The organism is Exiguobacterium sp. s125, from assembly GCF_018618605.1.
GTDB lineage: Bacteria > Bacillota > Bacilli > Exiguobacteriales > Exiguobacteriaceae > Exiguobacterium_A > Exiguobacterium_A oxidotolerans.
The window spans coordinates 116,304-135,648 of the sequence record NZ_JACSMI010000001.1; the positions used below are offsets into that span (position 1 = coordinate 116,304).

Annotated in this window: 19 protein-coding genes; 10 read left to right on the plus strand and 9 right to left on the minus strand. The window is 44.8% G+C overall.

Translation table 11 applies throughout. From position 1 onward, the window contains the following. Positions 1–416 precede the first annotated feature (416 nt). From KNQ05_RS00520 to KNQ05_RS00530, 3 genes are all read right to left on the minus strand, one after another. Entirely contained in the window at positions 417–1,124 is a 708-nt protein-coding gene (locus KNQ05_RS00520; protein ID WP_214767088.1) for an MBL fold metallo-hydrolase, read from the minus strand. Between the two features lie 107 nt (positions 1,125–1,231). Further along, a complete protein-coding gene (locus KNQ05_RS00525; RefSeq protein ID WP_214767090.1) occupies positions 1,232–2,035 on the minus strand; it encodes an SMP-30/gluconolactonase/LRE family protein in 804 nt (267 codons plus the stop codon). A 240-nt stretch (positions 2,036–2,275) separates the two neighbouring features. After that, complete coding sequence (locus KNQ05_RS00530; protein ID WP_088837854.1) at positions 2,276–2,539, minus strand: metal-sensitive transcriptional regulator; 264 nt, start codon at positions 2,537–2,539, stop codon at positions 2,276–2,278. A gap of 229 nt (positions 2,540–2,768) precedes the next feature. Between KNQ05_RS00530 and KNQ05_RS00535 the strand changes: the two genes are divergently transcribed. The 3 genes from KNQ05_RS00535 (at position 2,769) to KNQ05_RS00545 (ending at position 6,285) form a co-directional block, all read left to right on the plus strand. Continuing rightward, the gene (locus tag KNQ05_RS00535; RefSeq protein WP_088837853.1) at positions 2,769–3,314 is read left to right on the plus strand and encodes an RNA polymerase sigma factor; all 546 of its coding nucleotides are present in this window, start codon (positions 2,769–2,771) and stop codon (positions 3,312–3,314) included. After that, entirely contained in the window at positions 3,314–4,072 is a 759-nt protein-coding gene (locus tag KNQ05_RS00540; RefSeq protein WP_214767092.1) for an anti-sigma factor, read from the plus strand. The genes KNQ05_RS00535 and KNQ05_RS00540 overlap by 1 nt, the downstream gene beginning before the upstream one ends. Positions 4,073–4,242: 170 nt before the next feature. Next, complete coding sequence (locus KNQ05_RS00545) at positions 4,243–6,285, plus strand: putative bifunctional diguanylate cyclase/phosphodiesterase (RefSeq protein WP_214804277.1); 2,043 nt, start codon at positions 4,243–4,245, stop codon at positions 6,283–6,285. Positions 6,286–6,548: 263 nt separating this feature from the next. On the opposite strand, the gene KNQ05_RS00550 is transcribed toward KNQ05_RS00545, so the two are convergent. The 3 genes from KNQ05_RS00550 to KNQ05_RS00560 are packed head-to-tail and all read right to left on the minus strand — an operon-like array spanning position 6,549 to position 8,581. Continuing rightward, a complete protein-coding gene (locus tag KNQ05_RS00550) occupies positions 6,549–6,896 on the minus strand; it encodes an iron-sulfur cluster biosynthesis family protein (protein ID WP_088837850.1) in 348 nt (115 codons plus the stop codon). A gap of 51 nt (positions 6,897–6,947) precedes the next feature. Beyond that, entirely contained in the window at positions 6,948–7,676 is a 729-nt protein-coding gene (locus KNQ05_RS00555; RefSeq protein ID WP_214767096.1) for a tryptophan-rich sensory protein, read from the minus strand. 59 nt (positions 7,677–7,735) lie between these two features. After that, on the minus strand, positions 7,736–8,581 hold the full coding sequence (locus KNQ05_RS00560; RefSeq protein WP_088837848.1) for a DegV family protein: 846 nt from the start codon (positions 8,579–8,581) through the stop codon (positions 7,736–7,738). Between the two features lie 192 nt (positions 8,582–8,773). On the opposite strand from KNQ05_RS00560, the gene KNQ05_RS00565 reads away from it, so the two are divergent. The 6 genes from KNQ05_RS00565 to KNQ05_RS00590 all read left to right on the plus strand — a co-directional run bounded on the left by KNQ05_RS00565 (position 8,774) and on the right by KNQ05_RS00590 (position 13,748). Next, on the plus strand, positions 8,774–9,319 hold the full coding sequence (locus tag KNQ05_RS00565) for a helix-turn-helix domain-containing protein (RefSeq protein WP_088837847.1): 546 nt from the start codon (positions 8,774–8,776) through the stop codon (positions 9,317–9,319). A 12-nt stretch (positions 9,320–9,331) separates the two neighbouring features. Then, positions 9,332–10,426, plus strand: coding sequence for an ABC transporter ATP-binding protein (locus KNQ05_RS00570; RefSeq protein WP_088837846.1), 1,095 nt, complete (start codon positions 9,332–9,334; stop codon positions 10,424–10,426). Next, a complete protein-coding gene (locus KNQ05_RS00575) occupies positions 10,423–11,232 on the plus strand; it encodes an ABC transporter permease (RefSeq protein WP_204251404.1) in 810 nt (269 codons plus the stop codon). Before KNQ05_RS00570 ends, KNQ05_RS00575 begins: the two co-directional genes overlap by 4 nt. Continuing rightward, positions 11,229–12,032, plus strand: a complete 804-nt coding sequence (locus KNQ05_RS00580) for an ABC transporter permease (protein WP_088837844.1) — start codon at positions 11,229–11,231, stop codon at positions 12,030–12,032. The genes KNQ05_RS00575 and KNQ05_RS00580 overlap by 4 nt, the downstream gene beginning before the upstream one ends. 15 nt (positions 12,033–12,047) lie before the next feature. Then, positions 12,048–13,109: an ABC transporter substrate-binding protein gene (locus KNQ05_RS00585; RefSeq protein WP_371816049.1), complete on the plus strand. Its 1,062-nt coding sequence runs from the start codon at positions 12,048–12,050 to the stop codon at positions 13,107–13,109. A gap of 129 nt (positions 13,110–13,238) precedes the next feature. Continuing rightward, positions 13,239–13,748, plus strand: a complete 510-nt coding sequence (locus KNQ05_RS00590) for a hypothetical protein (protein WP_029331533.1) — start codon at positions 13,239–13,241, stop codon at positions 13,746–13,748. Positions 13,749–13,781: 33 nt separating this feature from the next. Here the strand turns inward: KNQ05_RS00590 and KNQ05_RS00595 are convergent, their stop codons facing one another. Beyond that, positions 13,782–14,390 carry a YktB family protein gene (locus KNQ05_RS00595; RefSeq protein ID WP_029331532.1) on the minus strand — a complete coding sequence of 203 codons (609 nt, stop codon included), beginning with the start codon at positions 14,388–14,390 and terminating at the stop codon, positions 13,782–13,784. A 120-nt stretch (positions 14,391–14,510) separates the two neighbouring features. Between KNQ05_RS00595 and KNQ05_RS00600 the strand changes: the two genes are divergently transcribed. Further along, entirely contained in the window at positions 14,511–16,205 is a 1,695-nt protein-coding gene (locus KNQ05_RS00600; protein WP_214767102.1) for a GGDEF domain-containing protein, read from the plus strand. Between the two features lie 207 nt (positions 16,206–16,412). Here the strand turns inward: KNQ05_RS00600 and KNQ05_RS00605 are convergent, their stop codons facing one another. Together KNQ05_RS00605 and KNQ05_RS00610 are read right to left on the minus strand one after the other, a co-directional pair. After that, positions 16,413–17,063 (minus strand): homing endonuclease associated repeat-containing protein, encoded by a 651-nt coding sequence (locus KNQ05_RS00605; RefSeq protein ID WP_088837840.1) that lies wholly within the window; start codon positions 17,061–17,063, stop codon positions 16,413–16,415. Between the two features lie 278 nt (positions 17,064–17,341). After that, positions 17,342–18,991 carry a peptide ABC transporter substrate-binding protein gene (locus KNQ05_RS00610; protein WP_214767104.1) on the minus strand — a complete coding sequence of 550 codons (1,650 nt, stop codon included), beginning with the start codon at positions 18,989–18,991 and terminating at the stop codon, positions 17,342–17,344. Between the last annotated feature and the right edge of the window lie 354 nt (positions 18,992–19,345).

A 19,345-nucleotide genomic window follows, 5' to 3' on the forward strand; every position in this document is an offset into this window, starting at 1 on the left:
CGAGGATGAACGTTCCCGTCCTCCATTAAGTAAATGGCCGATGACCCACTTTTGACGGGATCATCGGCCATATCTATACAAATGTTTATTGTTTCAGATAGTTGAGTGTTTGACTGAGATACGTATGGAAAAGTCCTGATTCCTTTTAATCGAGAGTGGTTCCCGCTTTTGAGTCAGACCCTTTGAGCGTGTAGAAAAACGTGTGCGAGAAGTGAATACGCTATGTCTAGATGCGATCAGTTCCTCGTCTCGTCTTCAAAGCGACAGGGGCGCGAACGATTGCTTTTTTCGGTTTAATGCGATTCAAGACGGATTGCGCTCTAAATCGGCTGCATGAATTGTCTATACTTACGCTTTTACCTCCCGCACTTCCTGCTTTTTAAGCAATGTAAAGGGTTCGGTAGATTGTTGTGGGATCAGCGTTTTAACAATTGTTCAAACCGATCGACAGCTTCACGCATTTCATAGCTCGGTGCGAGAACGAGAGGACCATGTCCAGTCGCAAGGATGTCGGGCGTCAGTTCCGTCAATTGATGGGCGGACTTCAAGGCGACGTCTTTATCCCAAGTCGCGAGAGCAGGGAACGGGAACTGCCAGCGCGTATCGCCGGAAACAGCGATTCCGCCTTGTGTTTGGAAGGCATCTCCGGCAATCAACGTCCGACTGCCTTCATGCCATAAGGAAATCGAGCCCGGGGTGTGCCCGGGAGACGTAATGACGTTCAGGCTTCCGACTTGTTGGCCGCTTTCAAGCAGACGGTCTGGTCGTGTCTTGATGTTTTTCGGGATGCCCCCTTTTAAAGGTGTCGACTCTCCTTCACGAAGTGATTCATCACCGCTAAGAAGCGCTGCGTCGCGGTAACTGATTGCCACTTCGGCGAGTGGGAAGGCATTCGCTAAGAAGTCGAGTGAACCGACATGATCAGCGTGGGCATGCGTCAAGATGATGGAACGTAACGGTTTGTGATGGGACTTGATGACGCGATGGATTGCTTTGGCGTTCAGTGAAATCCCGGTATCAATCAAGGTCAGGCTGTCGGCTTCTTCAAAAAGGTAGCAGTTGACCGGGAAAAAAGAGGGTGTCGTCTGTAATTGATGGAGTCGTTCAATCGTTGAGATTCGCATAGCGTTTCACTCCCTCGTTAAAATAATCATCGATACTTTAGTATCACCTGTTTTAGTACAGGCGTCTACAAAAAAACTCCTCGACTGGACCGAGGAGTAAATAAAAATTAATACGTGACTTCGAAGACGGCACCAGCATGCGCAGAGTCGTCTCCATCTGCCGCTGTCGTGACGAGCAGACGATCTTCATAAGCGATTGGGCACGTCGGATTTGCAACCGGGAAATCGATGTGTGCGAGCTTCTCGCCCGTTTCAAGATTCCAACGTGTAATGCAAGAACCGGCGTAATGCGCGATGAAAACATGTCCATCCCGGTCTTTCGTCATGCCGTCCGGAAAACCATCTTCTTCTTCTAAATCGATTGCTACGCGACGATTCGTCAAGGGTTGATCGGGTGCATAGTCAAAGGCGTAGACTTTTTTAGTCGGTGTGTCGATATGGTACAGAGTCGTTCCATCCTCTGACCAGACGAGACCATTTGAATTCGTGAGTCCATCATGCAAAACATCGATTGAGCCATCGTGACGCAAACGGTAGAGACTGGCCGTTTCCCCGTCCTCTTCATTGATGCTACCGGCTACATACTGTCCAGATGGATCGAGTTTACCGTCGTTCATCCGGTCCGAGTCGGGCATCGTCAACTTCGTTTCGAGTGAGAGATGACCTTCTTTCAGATCGAATGTTCCGAAACCATGTTCTGAAGTCACCCGGAGAAAATCAGGGGCATCAGTTAAAGCGATTGAAGTGATCGCGCTCGGTACCTGGAACGGCTTCAAGGCCTCAGTCGTCAAATCATATGAAAAGAACAGTTTGTTTGGAATGTCAACGAAATAAAAGCGTTTCGTTTTGGCGTCATAGACAGGCGATTCGCCTGTTTTACATGCTACATCAATAAAAAGTGAGACTGTCATATATGTTCCTCCTACGTATGGTCTTGCTTGAATCAATCAAGTAAAGACAAATTACCACTGCTATCTTAATGAAGAGAGCGATATGAGTCGTTTGTGTCGTGATCTAAAATGAATCATAGTATCCACAGTAAATGTACCTGTTTTACTTTAATCTAAAACGTCCGCTCGAAAATTCAATCGATTCTATTAAAAAAAGGTCTTCAGCTCGGAAGTTTACCGAAATGAAGACCATCCTTTAAATTAACGGCTTTTGACAAGAAGACTGACAGCTTCCTTAACTAAGTCTTCTGTTTGTCCCTCACCACTGGCTTCAGCCTCTTTGACACATTCAATCAAGTTTGAGCTAACGACGACACCAATCGTCCGGTCCATTGCTGACCGTGCAGCGGATAACTGAGTGATGACGTCACGACAATCTTGACCTTCTTCCATCATCCGTAAAATACCGCGCAGTTGTCCTTCAATCCGACTGACCCGATTTTTCATCTTTTGATCGTAATCCATTCATTTTCCTCCATTCTAAGGTGCAACACGTATTCTCGATACCTTCATGCTATGCCCATCATGGTATTTCTGTCAATTCAATCGATTTTTCAGCTATATTTTTTGATAGAACAGGGAATATGGATGTGATGGAGAAAAATAATCAAAATAACGAAAGAAAACTAAAACGATTTTGCGTCAGCTTGCGTATACTATATGATAAGGCTGACTAATCACAAGGGGGAGAAGGATGCATACTCAATCCGATGAATCGCTTTATCATCAGATGCGTGGAGGAGATGAACAGGCTCTTGAAACGTTATATGATAAATACGAGAGGCTGTTGTTTTCATTCGCACATCGCTTTACGAACAACGATCGATTATCTGAAGAAGTTATTCAAGAAGTCTGGATGAAGATATGGAATGGACGTGTTGACTTCAATACGGAGAAAGGAAAGTTTTCTTCGTGGGTGTTGACGATTACCCGAAATGCTGCGCTTGATTGTTTACGGCGTGAAAAGCGACAACCGACAATTGAAATTGAAGAACGAGACGGTGGGTTTGATGAACCGGTCGAACGAACGGTCGTCGAACGGGAAACCGCTTCTGAAGTACGTGAAGCGGTCCAAGCATTGAAACCGGAGCAACAAGAATTAATTGAGCTTGTCTATTTTAAAGGGTTAACGCAACAACAAATCTCAGATCAGCTCGAATTGCCCCTCGGAACGGTGAAGACGAGGATAAGGAGTGCGATTCAAGCGTTACGAAAATTATTGGAAGGGAGGGAACGTTGATGGAAGAACGTTGTCATGATTTAATTGATTACTTTAATGGAACGTTATCTGCAGCCGATCGAGACGCGTTCGAAGCACATCTTGCGACTTGTGACGACTGCAAGCAGGCGCTACAAGAAATGGAAGAATTGATGCTTCCCATCGCGGAATCACTTCCAGAACGACCGGTACCGGCTGGGATGAAATCAAGAATCTTAGGAGAAGTCCTTGCTTCGTCAAACGAGACGGATCAAGAAGCGCCTAACATTGTGAAAACAACACAGCCGACACCGGAACATGCCTCGGAACTCGAGACAAAACGTGCGAAAAAGCAAACGAGACGAAAAGTCCCACTCGGTTGGTTAATGAGCATTGCAGCGGTTCTCTTATTATCGCTTGGAGCGAACGCCTATTTCTTAGCGCAAGATGAACCAGAACAAACAGAAGCGTTAGCGCTGGATGAAGTGAACGGCATGGGAAACTTCGAGAGTACGGCTTCGATTCAAGGATCGAGCATGATCTTTACGAAAGACGATAAAGAATACATGCTCGTTCAATTGAAAGACTTGCCACCGCTTAAAGAAGGCGAGTTGTATCAGATGTGGACGATTCAAGGCGATCAAGTACAGGCGAACGGAGTCATCGAACAAGATGGTCAAGCAGCAGCAGTCTTTGCACTCAAAGGCAGTGGAAAGATTGATGCCGTCGCGATTACGGTCGAACCTGAACCAGATTTAGAACAACCAACCGGAGCAGTCATTGCATCCGCTACACTATAAGAGAAGAAATGTCGAGGGATCCACAAATGTGGGTCTCTTTTTTGTATATTTCGTACAAAATAGTCGAAAAACACATCAAACTGTATAAAAATTCGAAACAGTACTGAAAGAAATGACGAATTAAGACGATACTAATAGGAATGTCAGTCAAAAAGAGAGGCACTTACACAATGAATGAATGGATCATACTACCGAAACACTATGAAGAGGCACTGGTCATCCTATCGGTTATCGTCGCCATTGTCGGATCCTACGCCTCGCTTGAACTCAATCGACGCTTGGCTAAAGCGACATCCTTAAGAAAACGAACACTGCTTCTTTCATCATTGACGATGGGGTTATCGATTTGGGGCATGCACTTTATTGGAATGGGTGCATTCGAATTATCGGTCGCGGTCAATTATGACTGGGTCCTGATGTTACTCTCGGTCGTACCCGCGATCACGGCTGCATGGATTGCCTTTTATTTATTATATTATTCTGCGATTACGCGTAAAAAAGTCGTGCTTGCAGGTTCACTCATCGGGATTGGAATTACAATAATGCATTACCTGGGGATGGCCGCGATGCAGTTTGGGGGAGATATCCGTTATGACACCGGCATCTTCACTCTTTCAGTGTTGATTGCCGTGACGGTTGCCTATGTGGCGCTATTATTGCTTTATATGACGCGCCATGTCGACAAAAAACGCATTTTAATCCCTGTCGCGACATTGATGGGCTTAGCCGTATCAGCGATGCATTACGTAGGCATGCTCGGAACGACATTTTGTATCCCGGCTGATTCCACTACCGTTTTATCAAATGACCCGATCACGTCGAACATCTTGAGTGAAGTGGCGATTCCAATCTTTATTTTAATCATCTTGATCACGGGACTCTACATCCACTTGGAACGACGTGCACTTCAAATGATGGCCTATACGGACCATTTGACGGGGCTGCACAATCGGCGCTGGCTTGACCATCACATGATGAAGGTGGATGGACAATACAACCGCTCGAAACAAACGATGGCGATGGCGTTGATTGATTTAGACGGCTATAAGTGGATTAACGACACATTCGGTTTTGATCAAGGGGATACGATCATTCGTCAGTTTGCAGATCGGATTAAAGAAATCCTCGGCGAAGAAGAAGCCTGTATCCGCTACAACGGAACACAATTTTTCTTGATTAAACAAGTCGATACGGAACAACTTGAGGCTTCATTTAATCAGGTGCTCGAGCAAATCCGTCAACCGATGCTCCTTGAAAATCAAGAGATTCATTTAACTGCGACGATTGGTGTCATCTTGCCGAATCCGGAAGAAACGTTAGAGATTCGGATTGGTCAGATGGAGAGTGCCTTACGGGCTGGAAAAAATGAAGGGCGCGATCGGTTTGTTTTATATGATGAATTGATTCACTCGGATCGACGGGAACAGTTGATTGTCGGTTCACTCCGAAAGGCGATGACCGATTACAAAGAATTTAATCTCGTCTATCAGCCGAAGATTGCGTTAGCGACAGGGAAGGTCGAACAAGCAGAGGTCCTGATTCGGTGGAACCATCCGAAACTCGGCTTCATCTCACCGGCCGAGTTCATTCCGATTGCTGAAAAGTACAGTTTGATCCATAGACTGACGGAATGGGTCTTGAAGGAGACGGTCCACCAGATGGAGTTGTGGAAAAAGGAAGATCATTTCATTCGTCAAGTGTCGGTCAACTTATCAGCGATGCACTTCCGGTCCGAGTCTCATAATTCAATGATTAAAGAGATTGTCCATCACTCACTTGAACGCGGGGGAGAGCTTCATCTTCAACTCGAAATTACGGAAACCTCTGTCATGGAGAACTTGGAACGGGCCCTGATGATGCTTGGTGAACTGAAACAGTTGAGTCTGACGATTGCTTTGGATGACTTCGGGACAGGGTTGTCTTCATTGACCCACTTGAAGCACTTACCAATCGATATCTTAAAGATTGATAAATCGTTCATCGATGAGGTTCCGCATGACGAGCGGGGCACGGCCATCACGGAAATGATCATTCAATTAGCGAAAAGTCTCGGAATTGAGGTCGTGGCGGAAGGTGTCGAAACACTCGAACAACACGAATTTTTAAAACGCCTCGGCTGTGATTATGGACAAGGGTATTATTATAGCCGTCCGATGAACGTCAAGGACTTGGATCAGCAGACGATTGAGCGCACAGTACGTGATGTCGGCTAAAAAAATGTTGTTTTTTAAATCCAATCACGGATTGGTTACGTAAGCTAGATAAGCACGCCGGCATGATGCGTGCGAAGATATGGGGGACGAAAAACGTATTGGTAGTAGGTTGATCGGGCGGAAAAACCTACTCGACTCGTGTACGATGCAGACAGAACTCTAGTACATTTTATAGATGACCGTGACTCTGTAATCAACGCAGCCTCTGTCTGTCCAACTATTACAAAAGGCAGCTTCCACAAGGGAGGCTGCCTTTTTTGTACTTACCGATTCGGTGTCAACTGACAGCCGGTATGATCGGTCACAAGAACATTCGTATTGAAGTATTGTCCGTCGCTTTTTAAAATCAGTGATTTTGATTCTTCTTTATAATCGAGTGTCATGTCTTGATCGAGAAAGTGACTCGACCAACGTTTGACGAGGACGGGACCGACATTTGAATCAATCGTCATATCTTCGTCAGTCGCCGACTCGACGAAACGGATACTGAAGATACCGGAGTTTCCACAACCGCATCCTTCTGTGTCGTAATAAAGATGAAGCTGTCCTTTAATGTCACCGCGCAATTGTTCAATCCGGTCAAGTGCGGGACGTGTAAATGTGATGTTCATGACAATCACTCCTTTGTCTCCAGTATACGCGTGTTTCAAACAGAAATAACGTTACTTGCTCACATGGATTTGCCGACGCATCCGGACGAGTAAGAAGACGTATCCTGCAAGAAGGACGACGACGCTACCGAGGACGACCGTATCAACGAGACCGTCATCTGATTTAAAGTTGATCGCGATATAGGCCCAAACGAAGACGAGCGGATAAATCGGATCGCGGTTCGCAAACATAAAGATGAGTGCGACAATGACACCTACCGGAAGCATGATCATCGTCCAACCGGCGTCACCGATGCCGAGCAACTTCGTGATGCCTTGCGTCTGCATGACGATGAAGACGTTAACGATTGTCGCGACCGAGACCCAGCCGATGTAAAGGGAGAACGGGACTTTAAAACGAAGGGCTTTTGTTTCGCGATCGACCTTCGAGTAGATGACCATCAAAGAAGCGAGTAGACCAATCATGACGACGAGCGTCAATGGGAAAAGTTTGTAAGCGAATGTGACGATCCAAGCGGCATTAAAGAGACAACTAATCAAAAACCAAGGACCGATTTTTTTTGCGATTTCATGTTCTTTGAATTTCGGGATGGTCTGTAAAATTAACCAAACAAGTAAAACACCATAAATGAGTCCCCAAATCGAGAACGCGTACCCGGCAGGTTTGAACAACGTTGGAATCGTGTCGGAAATACGACCGGTTTTCCCACCGTCGAGTGCGTTAACTGTTACAGCAAAGATGAAACCAAGCCAGTTCAACCAAATCCATTTATTTTTCAATAGAAAAACCTCCTTTAATCTCTAAAGAAGGTTTACCCTGAATCTTTCAGTTTTAGACATTAGTGTCGGCTTGTCGGATTCAAGAATGACATGCCAATCGCCGGATTCCCGGTGTGTGAGCCGAGGACAGGCGTAAGATCGTCAATACGAATCGAGACATTGAAGCGCGCCTCAAGTTTTACCTTCCATTCCCGTGCTAAGTCGTACGCTGTGGCATGAAACAGTGAAATATCCGTTACGTCACCACGTTCAAGGATTTCGACGAGATGATCATAAATTTTGGAGTGTGCTTTCTTGAAGGTCCGAACCGTCTGGTAAGGAACGATTTTGCCCTCCTCGAAGTGGAAGAGCGGGCGTAATTGAAGTAAATTACCGACGAAAGCTTTCGTCGATGAAATGCGACCGCCAGCTTGCAACTGTTTTAAGTTTTCGACGGTAAATTCGATGTGATGATCGAACCGTCGTTTTAAAATCATCTGTTCGATTTGTTCAATCGCAACTCCTTGTTCTGCTAACTGGATCGCTTCCGCAAGTAATTGTCCTGCTGGATAGATACCGCAACGGGAATCAATCGCAATCAGACGAAAACCAGCAATTTCTGCTCCTTGAATGGAAGCATTATACGTACCGCTCAGTTCGCTTGATAAATGAACGGCAAATCCGAAGTCATAGTCTGCTTTTAGTTTTTCATAGTGTTCCGTAAAAGTCCCAATCGAAGGTTGGCTCGTCGTGACCTTATGACCGGCATCGATCCAGCTATAGACAGTCTCAGCATTGACATCGACACCGTCGATAAAACTTTCACCATCCTTCATGACAAGTAACGGGACGATCGTTAAGTCTTGATGGTCGACGATTGAGTTTGGCACAATCGTCGTACTGTCTGTAATCCAAGCAATGCGCATCGTGAATTCCTCCTCATTTTAGTACCTGATATTAATTGTAGGTGTAAGCGTTATCGGTGTCAAACCCTCCTGAAAAAAGTGAGTAATTTCCCTTGCTAAAAAAAGTCAGTACGCTATAATCGGTACGTGATTAGTAAACTTTCAGTCGTCTTATACTAAACTCAAGAACAGTATGGGAGAGGAGGGCGTAAAGTGCGTACGATTGGCAATAAAATTAAAAACCTGCGTCTTCAAAAAGGATTGACACAAGAAGAGCTCGGGGAAAGAACCGATTTAAGTAAAGGATATATTTCGCAAATCGAGCGAGAGATCAGTTCTCCCTCGATTGAGACGTTATTTAGCCTCCTTGAAGTATTAGGCATCTCAGCAAGAGACTTTTTCGATGAGGAGGCGCTGAATCAGAAAGTCGTTTATACACGAGACGATGTCACGAGTTATGCCGATGAGGAACGAGGGTACCACGTCACCTGGTTGATTCCGGAGTCGAATGAAAAAGAAATGGAGCCGGTCCTGTTGACGCTTGCTGCGAACAGTTCATTTAAAGCTTATGAACCGTCCGGATCGGAAACATTCGTTTATGTCCTCAAGGGTAACGTGACACTCGCACTCGGTCGACAAATATTCCGGGCGAAACAAGGTGAGACGTTCTACTATAAAGCGTCAGAAATCCATCAACTACGAAACGAGTCAGCGACGGAGGCGAAACTTCTCGTCACAGCAACCGACTCGTATCTTTAAGGAGGAACTAAAGTGACAACGAATACGATCATTCAATTCAAAGAAGTATCAAAACAGTTTGACGACCAAACCGTCCTCGACGGTGTCAGCTTCGAAATCGAGCGGGGGAAGTTCTACACATTGCTCGGCCCATCCGGATGCGGTAAAACGACAGTCCTGCGCTTGATTGCCGGTTTTACGGAAGCGACAGCGGGTGAAATCATCTTCAATGGAAAACGGATTAACGATGTTCCGGCGAACAAACGTCAAGTCAATACGGTTTTCCAGGATTATGCCTTGTTCCCGCACTTAAACGTCTTCGAGAACATCGCCTTCGGCCTCCGAATCAAAAAGGTCAAAGAAGCAGACATTAAGCAACGTGTCCTTGATGCGTTGAAGTTCGTTAACTTATCGGGCTATGAAAAACGGGAAATCACAGAGATGTCGGGTGGACAACGTCAACGTGTCGCGATTGCCCGGGCAATCGTTAATGAACCGGAAGTGATTTTACTGGACGAACCCTTGTCAGCACTCGATTTGAAGTTGCGGACGGAGATGCAATACGAGCTGCGCGACTTACAGCGTCGTCTTGGGATTACGTTCATCTTCGTCACGCATGATCAAGAAGAAGCGCTTGCGATGTCGGATGAAATTTTTGTCTTAAATCATGGTTCAATCCAACAATCGGGGACACCGACCGACATTTATGATGAACCGATCAACCGCTTCGTCGCCGACTTCATCGGTGAATCGAACATCATTCCGGGACGGATGTTAAACGATTACCTCGTTTCGTTCGCTGAAAAAGAATTCGAATGTGTCGACCGGGGACTTGAATTGAATGAGCCAGTCGAAATCGTCATCCGTCCGGAAGACTTAGAAATCACGAATGTCGCCCAAGGGAAGTTACAGGTGACGGTCGATTCACAACTCTTCCGCGGCGTCCATTATGAAATCGCCTGTATCGATGAAGTCGGAAATGAGTGGCTCGTCCACAGTACGAAAAAAGCGACAGTCGGTGAGCATATCGGTCTGACATTTGATCCGGAAGCGATTCACGTCATGCGTCTGAATGAGACGGAAGAGGACTTTGATAAACGGCTTGAATCGTACGATGGGGTGTTATGATGCAAAAAACACGTAACTGGTACCTGATTCCCTATACATTTTGGATTGCCTTGTTCGTCATCGCACCAATCGTGCTTGTCATCTATTATTCGTTCCTTGATTTAGATGGAAACTTCTCGTTCGTCAACTATCAGAATTTCTTTACCTCGACGTATTTGACGATGACGCTCAGTTCATTTTGGTATGCTTTTTTAATCACGTTGTTTTCGCTTGCGATCGGTTATCCGACGGCCTATTTATTGACGAAAACGAAGCATAAACAACTTTGGTTGCTCTTGATCATCTTGCCGACCTGGATCAACCTGTTGCTGAAAGCCTATGCTTTCATCGGATTGTTCAGTACGTATGGGCTTGCGAACCAAACGCTTGAAGCGATTGGCATCGGGCGCAAACAAATCCTGTTCACGGACTTCAGCTTCGTGTTCGTGTCGGTCTACATCTTCATCCCGTTCATGATTTTGCCGATTTTTAATGCCATCGAAAAGTTAAGTCCGTCGCTCGTCTTTGCGGCACGTGACTTAGGGGCATCGAACTTTACGACATTTCGTCGTGTCGTCTTCCCATTGACGATTGATGGTGTGAAGTCAGGCTGTCAACTTGTCTTCATCCCGGCGTTATCACTCTTCATGATTACCCGCCTGATTGCCGGGAACCGTGTCATCACGCTCGGTACAGCAATTGAACAACAATTTCTTGTCACCCAAAACTGGGGGATGGGTGCGACGATCGCCGTCTTCTTGATCATCGCGATGGCCATCATTCTCGCCTTGACGAGTACAAAACGGAAGAAAGGAGCGACGACATGATGAAACGGTTTAAACTGGCAAACCTATATTTGATTGGTGTCTTCATCGTCTTGTATGCTCCAATCTTCTATCTCGCATTCTATTCGTTCAACAGTGCAGATAACATGACGAACTTTGATTCCTTCACGTGGGATTGGTATAAGGAAGTCTTTCAAGATTCACGCCTCTTGATCATCGTCTTGAATACACTCGTCATCGCCTTGCTCTCAGCAGCAATCTCGACGATTGTCGGTGTGTTCGGTGCAATCGGGATTCAAGCAGTTCGGAAAAAGCGGATTGAAACGTCGCTCCTGACACTTAATAGTATTTTGATTGTCAGTCCGGATGTCATCATCGGAGCATCGTTCTTAATCTTCTTTACGATGCTTGGGATTCAACTTGGCTTTACATCCGTCTTACTGTCGCACATCGCGTTTTCTGTCCCGATCGTCGTCATCCTCGTCTTGCCGAAACTGCAAGAAATGAGCCCGACGCTCGTTGATGCGGCACGTGATTTAGGGGCAAGTCGTTTGGACGTCCTGACGAAAGTCATCTTGCCGTACATCACACCGGGAATCTTTGCCGGATTCTTTACGGCACTGACGTACTCACTTGATGATTTTGCCGTGACATTTTTCGTGACGGGGAATGGGTTTACGACCTTATCCGTTGAAATCTATTCATTGGCACGCCAAGGGATTTCGATGAAAATCAATGCCTTGTCGACCGTCATCTTCTTATTTACGTTCTTACTTGTCATCGGCTACTATTTCTTGAACCAACGTTCTGTAGCGAAGTTGTCACGACCGGAGGTGAAATGACCGTTGAAAAAATTAATCCAATTGTTCGTAACGATTTTTCTAATCTCGGGTGTCATCCTGTTTGCTTTGAACCGCTTAAACGCGACACAAGGCTATTCCGGGGGAAATGTCTTGAATATTTACAACTGGGGGGATTACATCGACCCGGACTTAATCGATCAGTTTGAAGAAGAGTCAGGAATTAAAGTCGTCTATCAGACATTCGACTCGAACGAAGCGATGTTGACGAAGATTGAGCAAGGAGGGACGACGTATGATATCGCCGTTCCTTCAGATTATGCGATTGCGAAGATGATTGAAGAAGATCTCGTCATCCCGATTGATCAATCGAAAATTCCGAATCTCAAGCATATCGATGATCGTTTCCTTGATTTGCCGTTCGACCCGGGCAATCAGTATTCAATCCCGTATTTTTGGGGGACGGTCGGCATCGTCTACAATCAAAAACTGCTTGATGGAAAAGAACCAACGAGTTGGAAAGATTTATGGGACCCTGCCTTTAAAAATCAAATCTTATTAGCGGACGGAGCCCGTGAAGTGATGGGGATGAGTCTAAACAGTCTCGGTTATTCCTTGAACGAAACGGACGAAGATAAGCTCCAGGAAGCAAAAGCGAACTTGATGGACTTGACGCCGAACGTCAAAGCGATCGTTGGAGATGAAATCAAGCTACTGCTCGCAAACGAAGAAGCCGGGATCGGGGTCGTCTGGTCCGGTGATGCCAATGAAATCATGAGTGAAAATGAAGACTTGAACTACGTCATCCCGTCAGAAGGATCGAACGTTTGGTTTGATAATGTCGTCATTCCAAAAACGGCGGAAAACGTCGAAGGGGCACATGCGTTCATCAACTTCATGTTGCGCCCGGACATCGCTGCGAAGAATACGGATTATGTCGGCTACTCGACACCGAACAAAGATGCTTTAAAACTCCTCGACGCAGAGGTACGGGAAGACGAACGGTTCTATCCGGATAAAGCTGTGACGGATACACTCGAAGTCTACAAAAACTTGGGGAAAAAGATGCTTGCCCATTACAATGAATTATTCTTAGAGTTTAAAATGCATAAAAAATAACAAAGGACTGGTATCCCACGGATACCAGCCTTTTTTAAAATATTTTTCTAAAAAATGTATGGAAGATGAGTATTTTTTGAGAAATGGGGGAATGAGTTATTTAACAAAGCATTTTTAGGAGGTAACACCATGAAACGAATCTTAGGACTTATCTTAACAGCAGCTCTTGCCGTCAGCGTCGTGTCAGGCACTTCATATAATCAATCAGCAGAAGCAACGAAACCAACGGATGTCAATTGGCTTCAACATATTAAGAAGAACGCCGGTTATGCTAAGTCACTCGACAAAAACGTTAAACTTAACCGAACGACACTCGCACAGGTACATAGTGCATATAAAGGTGAAAAAAATTCGAACTGGTGCCAAAGTGGTAATGGGCTTATGACACCCGATCGTTCCGTTCATTATTGTTCGACGTATGGAGTAAAGGACAGTAAAGCAAAAGTTTCAGCAATCGTATATGATCCGAAAATGGTCAAACGTACGATTTCTGTCAAGGAAGTAAAAAAAGCGTATCCAACTGCTAAGCTTGATCCAATGTTCAACACGATGACCGTTTCAGCGAAAAAGGTCAACATTTATCTAAATTTAAATTCTGACCGTACACAAGTCATGTCAATTCTAGTAAAATATAACTAATGAGAAAAAGGATGACCTTATAGGCCATCCTTTTTATTTAACCTTTTTATAGACCGGCACGAGATGGTCGTAGGTATTTCGAATCAATTCAAGTAATGCATCATGGGACATTGTGCTGACTTTTTGGGCGGAAACATGCCGTCCGATTAAAAATTCAGCTTTTTTTACATCACGAAAACGAACTAATCCTTGTTCAAGGTTTGCATCAGTCACACGAACTGCTTCTTTTTTCATGTGATCGTAGGAAATGACGAAGTCCTCCGGTAAGTCCTGTAACAAATTTTGTTGCTCGAGAAGTTGCGTCGCGTATTGTTGTTTATTAGGAAGCTCGTAGATATAAGCGAGCCAAATGAACAAATGATCATCAAAGAGTCCGACTTGGAAATGCGGATGTTTTTTATAACCACGTTTGTTTGGAGAAAACGCCATCCACGTATCATTAGGCGGGTTTACCTTGCGTCTTGCATGTTGTGCGATGTGCACATACATATCCTCTGCGAGATTGACTGTCAAATCGGGTGAGACTTCAGCGCCGATCTGCCGGAAAACAGGTTGTATCCGTTCCCGGATCGCTTCCATCCGGTTTTCTAACCCTTCGATTTCAAACGCTTCGAAGGCTTCCTTTGTAAATTGAGTACTCATGTATTCATCACCTCTGCTTATAGTGTAACAAATGAGCCGCTGAAAAAGATGATTGAAGTTTTTTTAGATGCAATGCAGTGCCCGTAAAAATAAAAAATATTTTAGGAAGGGGAACTCAACATGCGTCGTTTTCAACAATATCTCCTTCGAAGCTGGGTCGTGTTCTTTATCGTCGTGATTGTCATTGATCTTATCGCAAGAGAGAACGGATACAGCCTCAGCATCGATTACTTTACATTCTTTTTGGTAGTAGCGTTATCGACGATTTTTGTCGTCGACCCGGTTCGTCGAAGACATATGAGTTTTACGTTCCACTTTGGTTTTGTCCTGTATACCTTTTTAACATACGGATTGTTATCAGCGATTTGTGTCGGACAATTGACGATGCTGATTTACCAATTGCGTTCATTTCATACGGCAATCGGACGACGGCGTATGCTGCACAATTATCCATTCAACGTCACGCTTGAACTCTTATTGATTTTGCCGGCAGGTTTAGCCTACAATGCGCTCGGTGGAACACACGGTCCGGATTTTTCACTCATCGGGAATATCGTACCGCTCGTGACGATGGTCGTCATCATGTGGGTCGTCCTCTTGTTCCAATATACATTGTCGAACTTCTTACTCGGAGAGAATATCCCGAGCAGCGTCATGATTCCGTTGCTACGTTTTGAAGCAGTCGTCATTACGGCAGAACTGTTATTTGGAGTCTTTAGTACCTTGATGGCCCAAAACAATGGAATCAGTGCGTTGGTCATGACGGCATTTGCATTATTCATCATCAAACGTGCGCTCGGCAGTTCGGTTCATGCGAGTGACCGGATTGAACACTGGGAACAGATTGAGCGTCTAAAAGAAGCAGCGTGGCAGGACGGGGATTCCCAGTTCATCATCGAACGCTACTTAAAACAACTCAATCAATTCGTTAAACCTGACATCGCCTGGATAAAGTTTGATTTTGGAGAAGGAAAGACAGTCTATTATTCGCTGAAAGATGGACGGAAATTAAAAGCGGATCACGTCGAAGGAATCATCATCGAAGAATTGATTGAAAAAGAGGAGGTTCTCCTTTACGGCATGCAACAGGAGTGGGACATTCGCCTCTACGATTGTCTTCCTGAAGAAACACAATCGATTCTGTTCATCAAACCGGAAGCGACGGAAACCATCAATTGCTCGTTATTTTTAGCATCGGAAGCAAGTGGTGAATTCACGACAGATTTTGGTTATGAGCTGTATCGTGCATTACGTGTGTTGTCCTGGGCCGTTGAACGGGCCCAAGAACGACAACATCTTTTAATCGATAGCCGGACAGACGCCATGACAAAATTACCGAACTACCGTGCCTTGCAAGAGTGGGGCGATCGACGAATCAAGCAAAAGGATTTATATCCGTTCTCGGCATTGATGATTGATTTGGATCACTTTAAGCAAATCAATGATACCCATGGTCACGAAATCGGAGATGTTGTATTGTTCGAGGTCGCTAAACTCTTGATGCAGGCGACACGCATCACAGACCTTGTCGCGCGGTACGGCGGAGAAGAGTTCGTCGTGTTATTACCGAATACGGACATCGAATCGGCACGAATCGTTGCAGAGCGCATCCGTGAGACGCTACACGCCAATCCAATCGAAGTATCCGGTCATTCGTTAGAAATCACCGCAAGCATCGGAATCGATACGCTGAAAGAGTTAGGCGATCTTGCGAGCCTGATTCGAAATGCAGACCGTGCGATGTACGTAGGGGCTAAATTCCAGGGGCGTGACCGCGTTGCGTCATACCAAGAATGGAAAGAAAAAGTGATTTAATATAACGGTGCTGACTCATAAGTGTAGCCCAAACAATCTTTTTGACAGACGTTTTCGTCCTACATCAAATCAAGTGGCCGATGCTTCCATCTTTTCACGGAAGCATCGGCCACTACTATTAAACATGAAACAGACCAGTCGAGGTTTCGACTGGTCTGTTTAGCGTGTGAACTATAAAATAGGAAGAAAATGAATGCACTAGACTGATTATTGCGCTTGTTGGTTACTCATACGGATTTCACTCTCGATCGCATGAATAGCGGCTGACCATGAACCATAGCGATGGAGCAATGCTTTTGTAGAGGGTTTGTTGTTTCGCTTCGCCCACTCACGGTAAGCTTCAAAAGACAATGAGAATCCGACTTCTTCAATTGCTTGTCGAAGTGATGCCGCAAGCTCAGCTTTCGAATACGTGACGCTTGCTTCGAGTCCTGCTGCTGTACAGGCATCATGCCAAGAACCAAACATCTTCACAATATGATAGTGGCTCGGTGCATGGTGGACCGACTTCCGCCAAATTTGGTACTTCTTCAAGGTAATCGTCGAACCGACATCTTTCGCATACCGGTGGAAAGAATTCAGAATTTCATCTTTCGTATATTTCGGTGCCCGCTCCAGCTCTTCCGGTTGCTGATCGATATGCCATTCAAAACCTGCGGCAGATAAAGCTTCCGGCCACGAACCGAATTGACGGATGATGTTTTCAGGTAATGGCCAACCATGTATAACGGCATAGCGGCGGTAGATCGTCCGGCGTGGCCGGTCTTGAATCAGTTCGCCGACTGCACGGATGGCTTCAATCATCTCGATTTGTTCTTCTGTGAATGTTTGTTGACTCGTCAGTACACGTTGCTTCAAAGATGAGTCCTCCTTCCTAAATAATCGTAGTGTTGAGGCAAAAGTCCTCTATATAGAATGTATCGGCACTTTTTCATTAAATCTGAAGAATTACCGCGAATTATTGTAAAAAAAAGTGAATTTAGTTTCTTCTGCATAAGTATAAATGGAAGTAATACAAATGAAAACAGAATGTTATCACTTTTTAATCAATATCTAAAAAACAGTACATTCGCCCCATATGGAAAAAAAGACCAGACCCGCGTAAAGCGAGGCTGATCTTTAAAGATCTTGTATCCTTATCTTCCTTCGATGTATGTCCATTTGAACGAAGTATCCGCTCCGACTTTATGGTTGACGATCCCTTTAACGTAAGGTTTACGTAAGAGGGAAGCACCGCGTTGGTACATGACAGAGATTGCTTGATCGTCTTCGAGTAAGATTTTTTCAGCATCCTTCAGTGACTGCCAGCGTGTTTCGGCATTCGCGTCTTTCATTGCAGATTTGATGAGTGAATCGTACTTTTCGCTTGAGTACTTACCACGGTTGTACGGTCCACCAGTCATCCACATATCGAGGAACGTCATCGGATCCTGGTAGTCAGGTCCCCAACCAGCGAATGAAAGTTCGAATTCACCTTTCGATTCAAGATCTAATTTGTTTTTGAATGGCTGCTGCTTGATTGTTACTTCAAGACCAGGAAGGTTTTTCTCCCATTCACCTTTGAGGTATTCAGAGATTTTTTTCGAGTTGTCATCATCATATGAGAGAAGCTCGAGTTTAACTTTGTCTTTGCCTTCTGCTTTTAGACCTTTCTCGAATGATGCTTTTGCAGATGAAGCATCGAATGAACCGAAGCCTTCGTTGCCGTCGCGGAAGTCTTTTCCGTCCGGACCATTTGCGAATTCTTGCGGGACATAGTAGTATGCCGGGATTGAACCGTTGTTTAAGAGGACTTTCGCCATTTGTTCTTTGTCATATCCTGAGTCGATCGCTTTACGGATATCTTTATTTTTGAGCAATTCGTTTTTGAAGTTCATTTGGATATAGTACATCGATGCATCGAGACGTGTTTGGAAATCTTCATCATCTTTATATTGATCGACGAATTCGCTTGTCAAACCGACTGTATCGATGTCACCTTTTTCGTACAGGTTGACAGCCGTTGAAACTTCTTTAACGACTTTGTAGTTAACTTCTTCAAGTTTAACTGCGTCAGCATCCCAATACTGATCGTTCTTTTTGTATGACCAACCGACTTCTGTTTTCCAGTCCGTTAGTTGGAATGGACCGTTGTAAAGGAAGTTTTCAGGATCTTTCGCGAAATCTTTACCTTTTTCTTCGACGAATTCCTGCTTAAGCGGCATGAATGAACCGAATCCAGTCAAGGCTTTGAAGTAGTCTGCAGGTTGTGTCAACTTAACTTCGAGTGTCTTGTCATCGACTGCTTTGACACCGACATCTTCCGCTTTCCCTTTACCAGTGTTGTAGCCTTCCGCTCCATCGATGACATACATGATATAAGCATATTGCGAACCGCTATCAGGATCGAGGACACGTTTCCAAGCATATTCGAAGTCTTTTGCTGTGACATCGCTGCCGTCAGACCATTTTGAATCGCGTAATTTGAATGTGTATGTAAGTCCATCTTCCGAGACGTCAACACTTTCTGCAACACCTGGTGTCGGCTCTTGGTTTTCATCAAGACGGAAGAGACCTTCTTGAACGTTGTTTAAAACTGTGAAAGAAACAGAGTCTGTCGCGACTGTCGGGCTAAGTGCCGGGATGTCTGATCCGCTTGTTAAATTCAAGACTTGCTTGTCATCTGATTTTGCAGTGTCTGTCGAGCCGGATGTGTCCTTCGAGTCATCTGTTGATGAACAAGCTGCCAAGCTTGATCCTGCGATTGTTAGTGCACCAACGAGTGCGAGTGTTTTTTTCTTCTTCATAATGATAAGTTCCCTCCCAAGAATAAATATATATGATGATAAAATGAGTACCCGGTAGTTAGAGCGATCCGGTGTCCTATGAAAAAAATAAGAGGGGTCATCGCCTTTTACTTTTGTTGAAGGAAAGCACCGGATCAACTTGTTTCTAATAATAAATACAATATTCAGAAAAATCAATAGAATATTTTCAGATTATTTCAAAAACATTAAAAATATGAGTAATGCCAAGGTTTTTTATGTGAAAAAAATTTTTGAAAGGATAAAATTGGTAGCGATAAAATGATTGTAAAATTAAAAAACACGCTACATCCGTAACGTGGTCAGCGTGTAGACAAAGTGATAGCGGAAGATGAA

What these genes read in the sequence shown, in the direction of transcription:
- KNQ05_RS00575 (WP_204251404.1), top strand. Translation starts at nt 10,423, where the DNA reads ATGATGCAAAAAACACGTAACTGGTACCTGATTCCCTATACATTTTGG.
- KNQ05_RS00580 (WP_088837844.1), top strand. Translation starts at nt 11,229, where the DNA reads ATGATGAAACGGTTTAAACTGGCAAACCTATATTTGATTGGTGTCTTC.
- KNQ05_RS00520 (WP_214767088.1), bottom strand. Translation starts at nt 1,124, where the DNA reads ATGCGAATCTCAACGATTGAACGACTCCATCAATTACAGACGACACCC.
- KNQ05_RS00560 (WP_088837848.1), bottom strand. Translation starts at nt 8,581, where the DNA reads ATGCGCATTGCTTGGATTACAGACAGTACGACGATTGTGCCAAACTCA.
- KNQ05_RS00550 (WP_088837850.1), bottom strand. Translation starts at nt 6,896, where the DNA reads ATGAACATCACATTTACACGTCCCGCACTTGACCGGATTGAACAATTG.
- KNQ05_RS00535 (WP_088837853.1), top strand. Translation starts at nt 2,769, where the DNA reads ATGCATACTCAATCCGATGAATCGCTTTATCATCAGATGCGTGGAGGA.
- KNQ05_RS00540 (WP_214767092.1), top strand. Translation starts at nt 3,314, where the DNA reads ATGGAAGAACGTTGTCATGATTTAATTGATTACTTTAATGGAACGTTA.
- KNQ05_RS00590 (WP_029331533.1), top strand. Translation starts at nt 13,239, where the DNA reads ATGAAACGAATCTTAGGACTTATCTTAACAGCAGCTCTTGCCGTCAGC.
- KNQ05_RS00525 (WP_214767090.1), bottom strand. Translation starts at nt 2,035, where the DNA reads ATGACAGTCTCACTTTTTATTGATGTAGCATGTAAAACAGGCGAATCG.
- KNQ05_RS00600 (WP_214767102.1), top strand. Translation starts at nt 14,511, where the DNA reads ATGCGTCGTTTTCAACAATATCTCCTTCGAAGCTGGGTCGTGTTCTTT.
- KNQ05_RS00610 (WP_214767104.1), bottom strand. Translation starts at nt 18,991, where the DNA reads ATGAAGAAGAAAAAAACACTCGCACTCGTTGGTGCACTAACAATCGCA.
- KNQ05_RS00545 (WP_214804277.1), top strand. Translation starts at nt 4,243, where the DNA reads ATGAATGAATGGATCATACTACCGAAACACTATGAAGAGGCACTGGTC.
- KNQ05_RS00530 (WP_088837854.1), bottom strand. Translation starts at nt 2,539, where the DNA reads ATGGATTACGATCAAAAGATGAAAAATCGGGTCAGTCGGATTGAAGGA.
- KNQ05_RS00595 (WP_029331532.1), bottom strand. Translation starts at nt 14,390, where the DNA reads ATGAGTACTCAATTTACAAAGGAAGCCTTCGAAGCGTTTGAAATCGAA.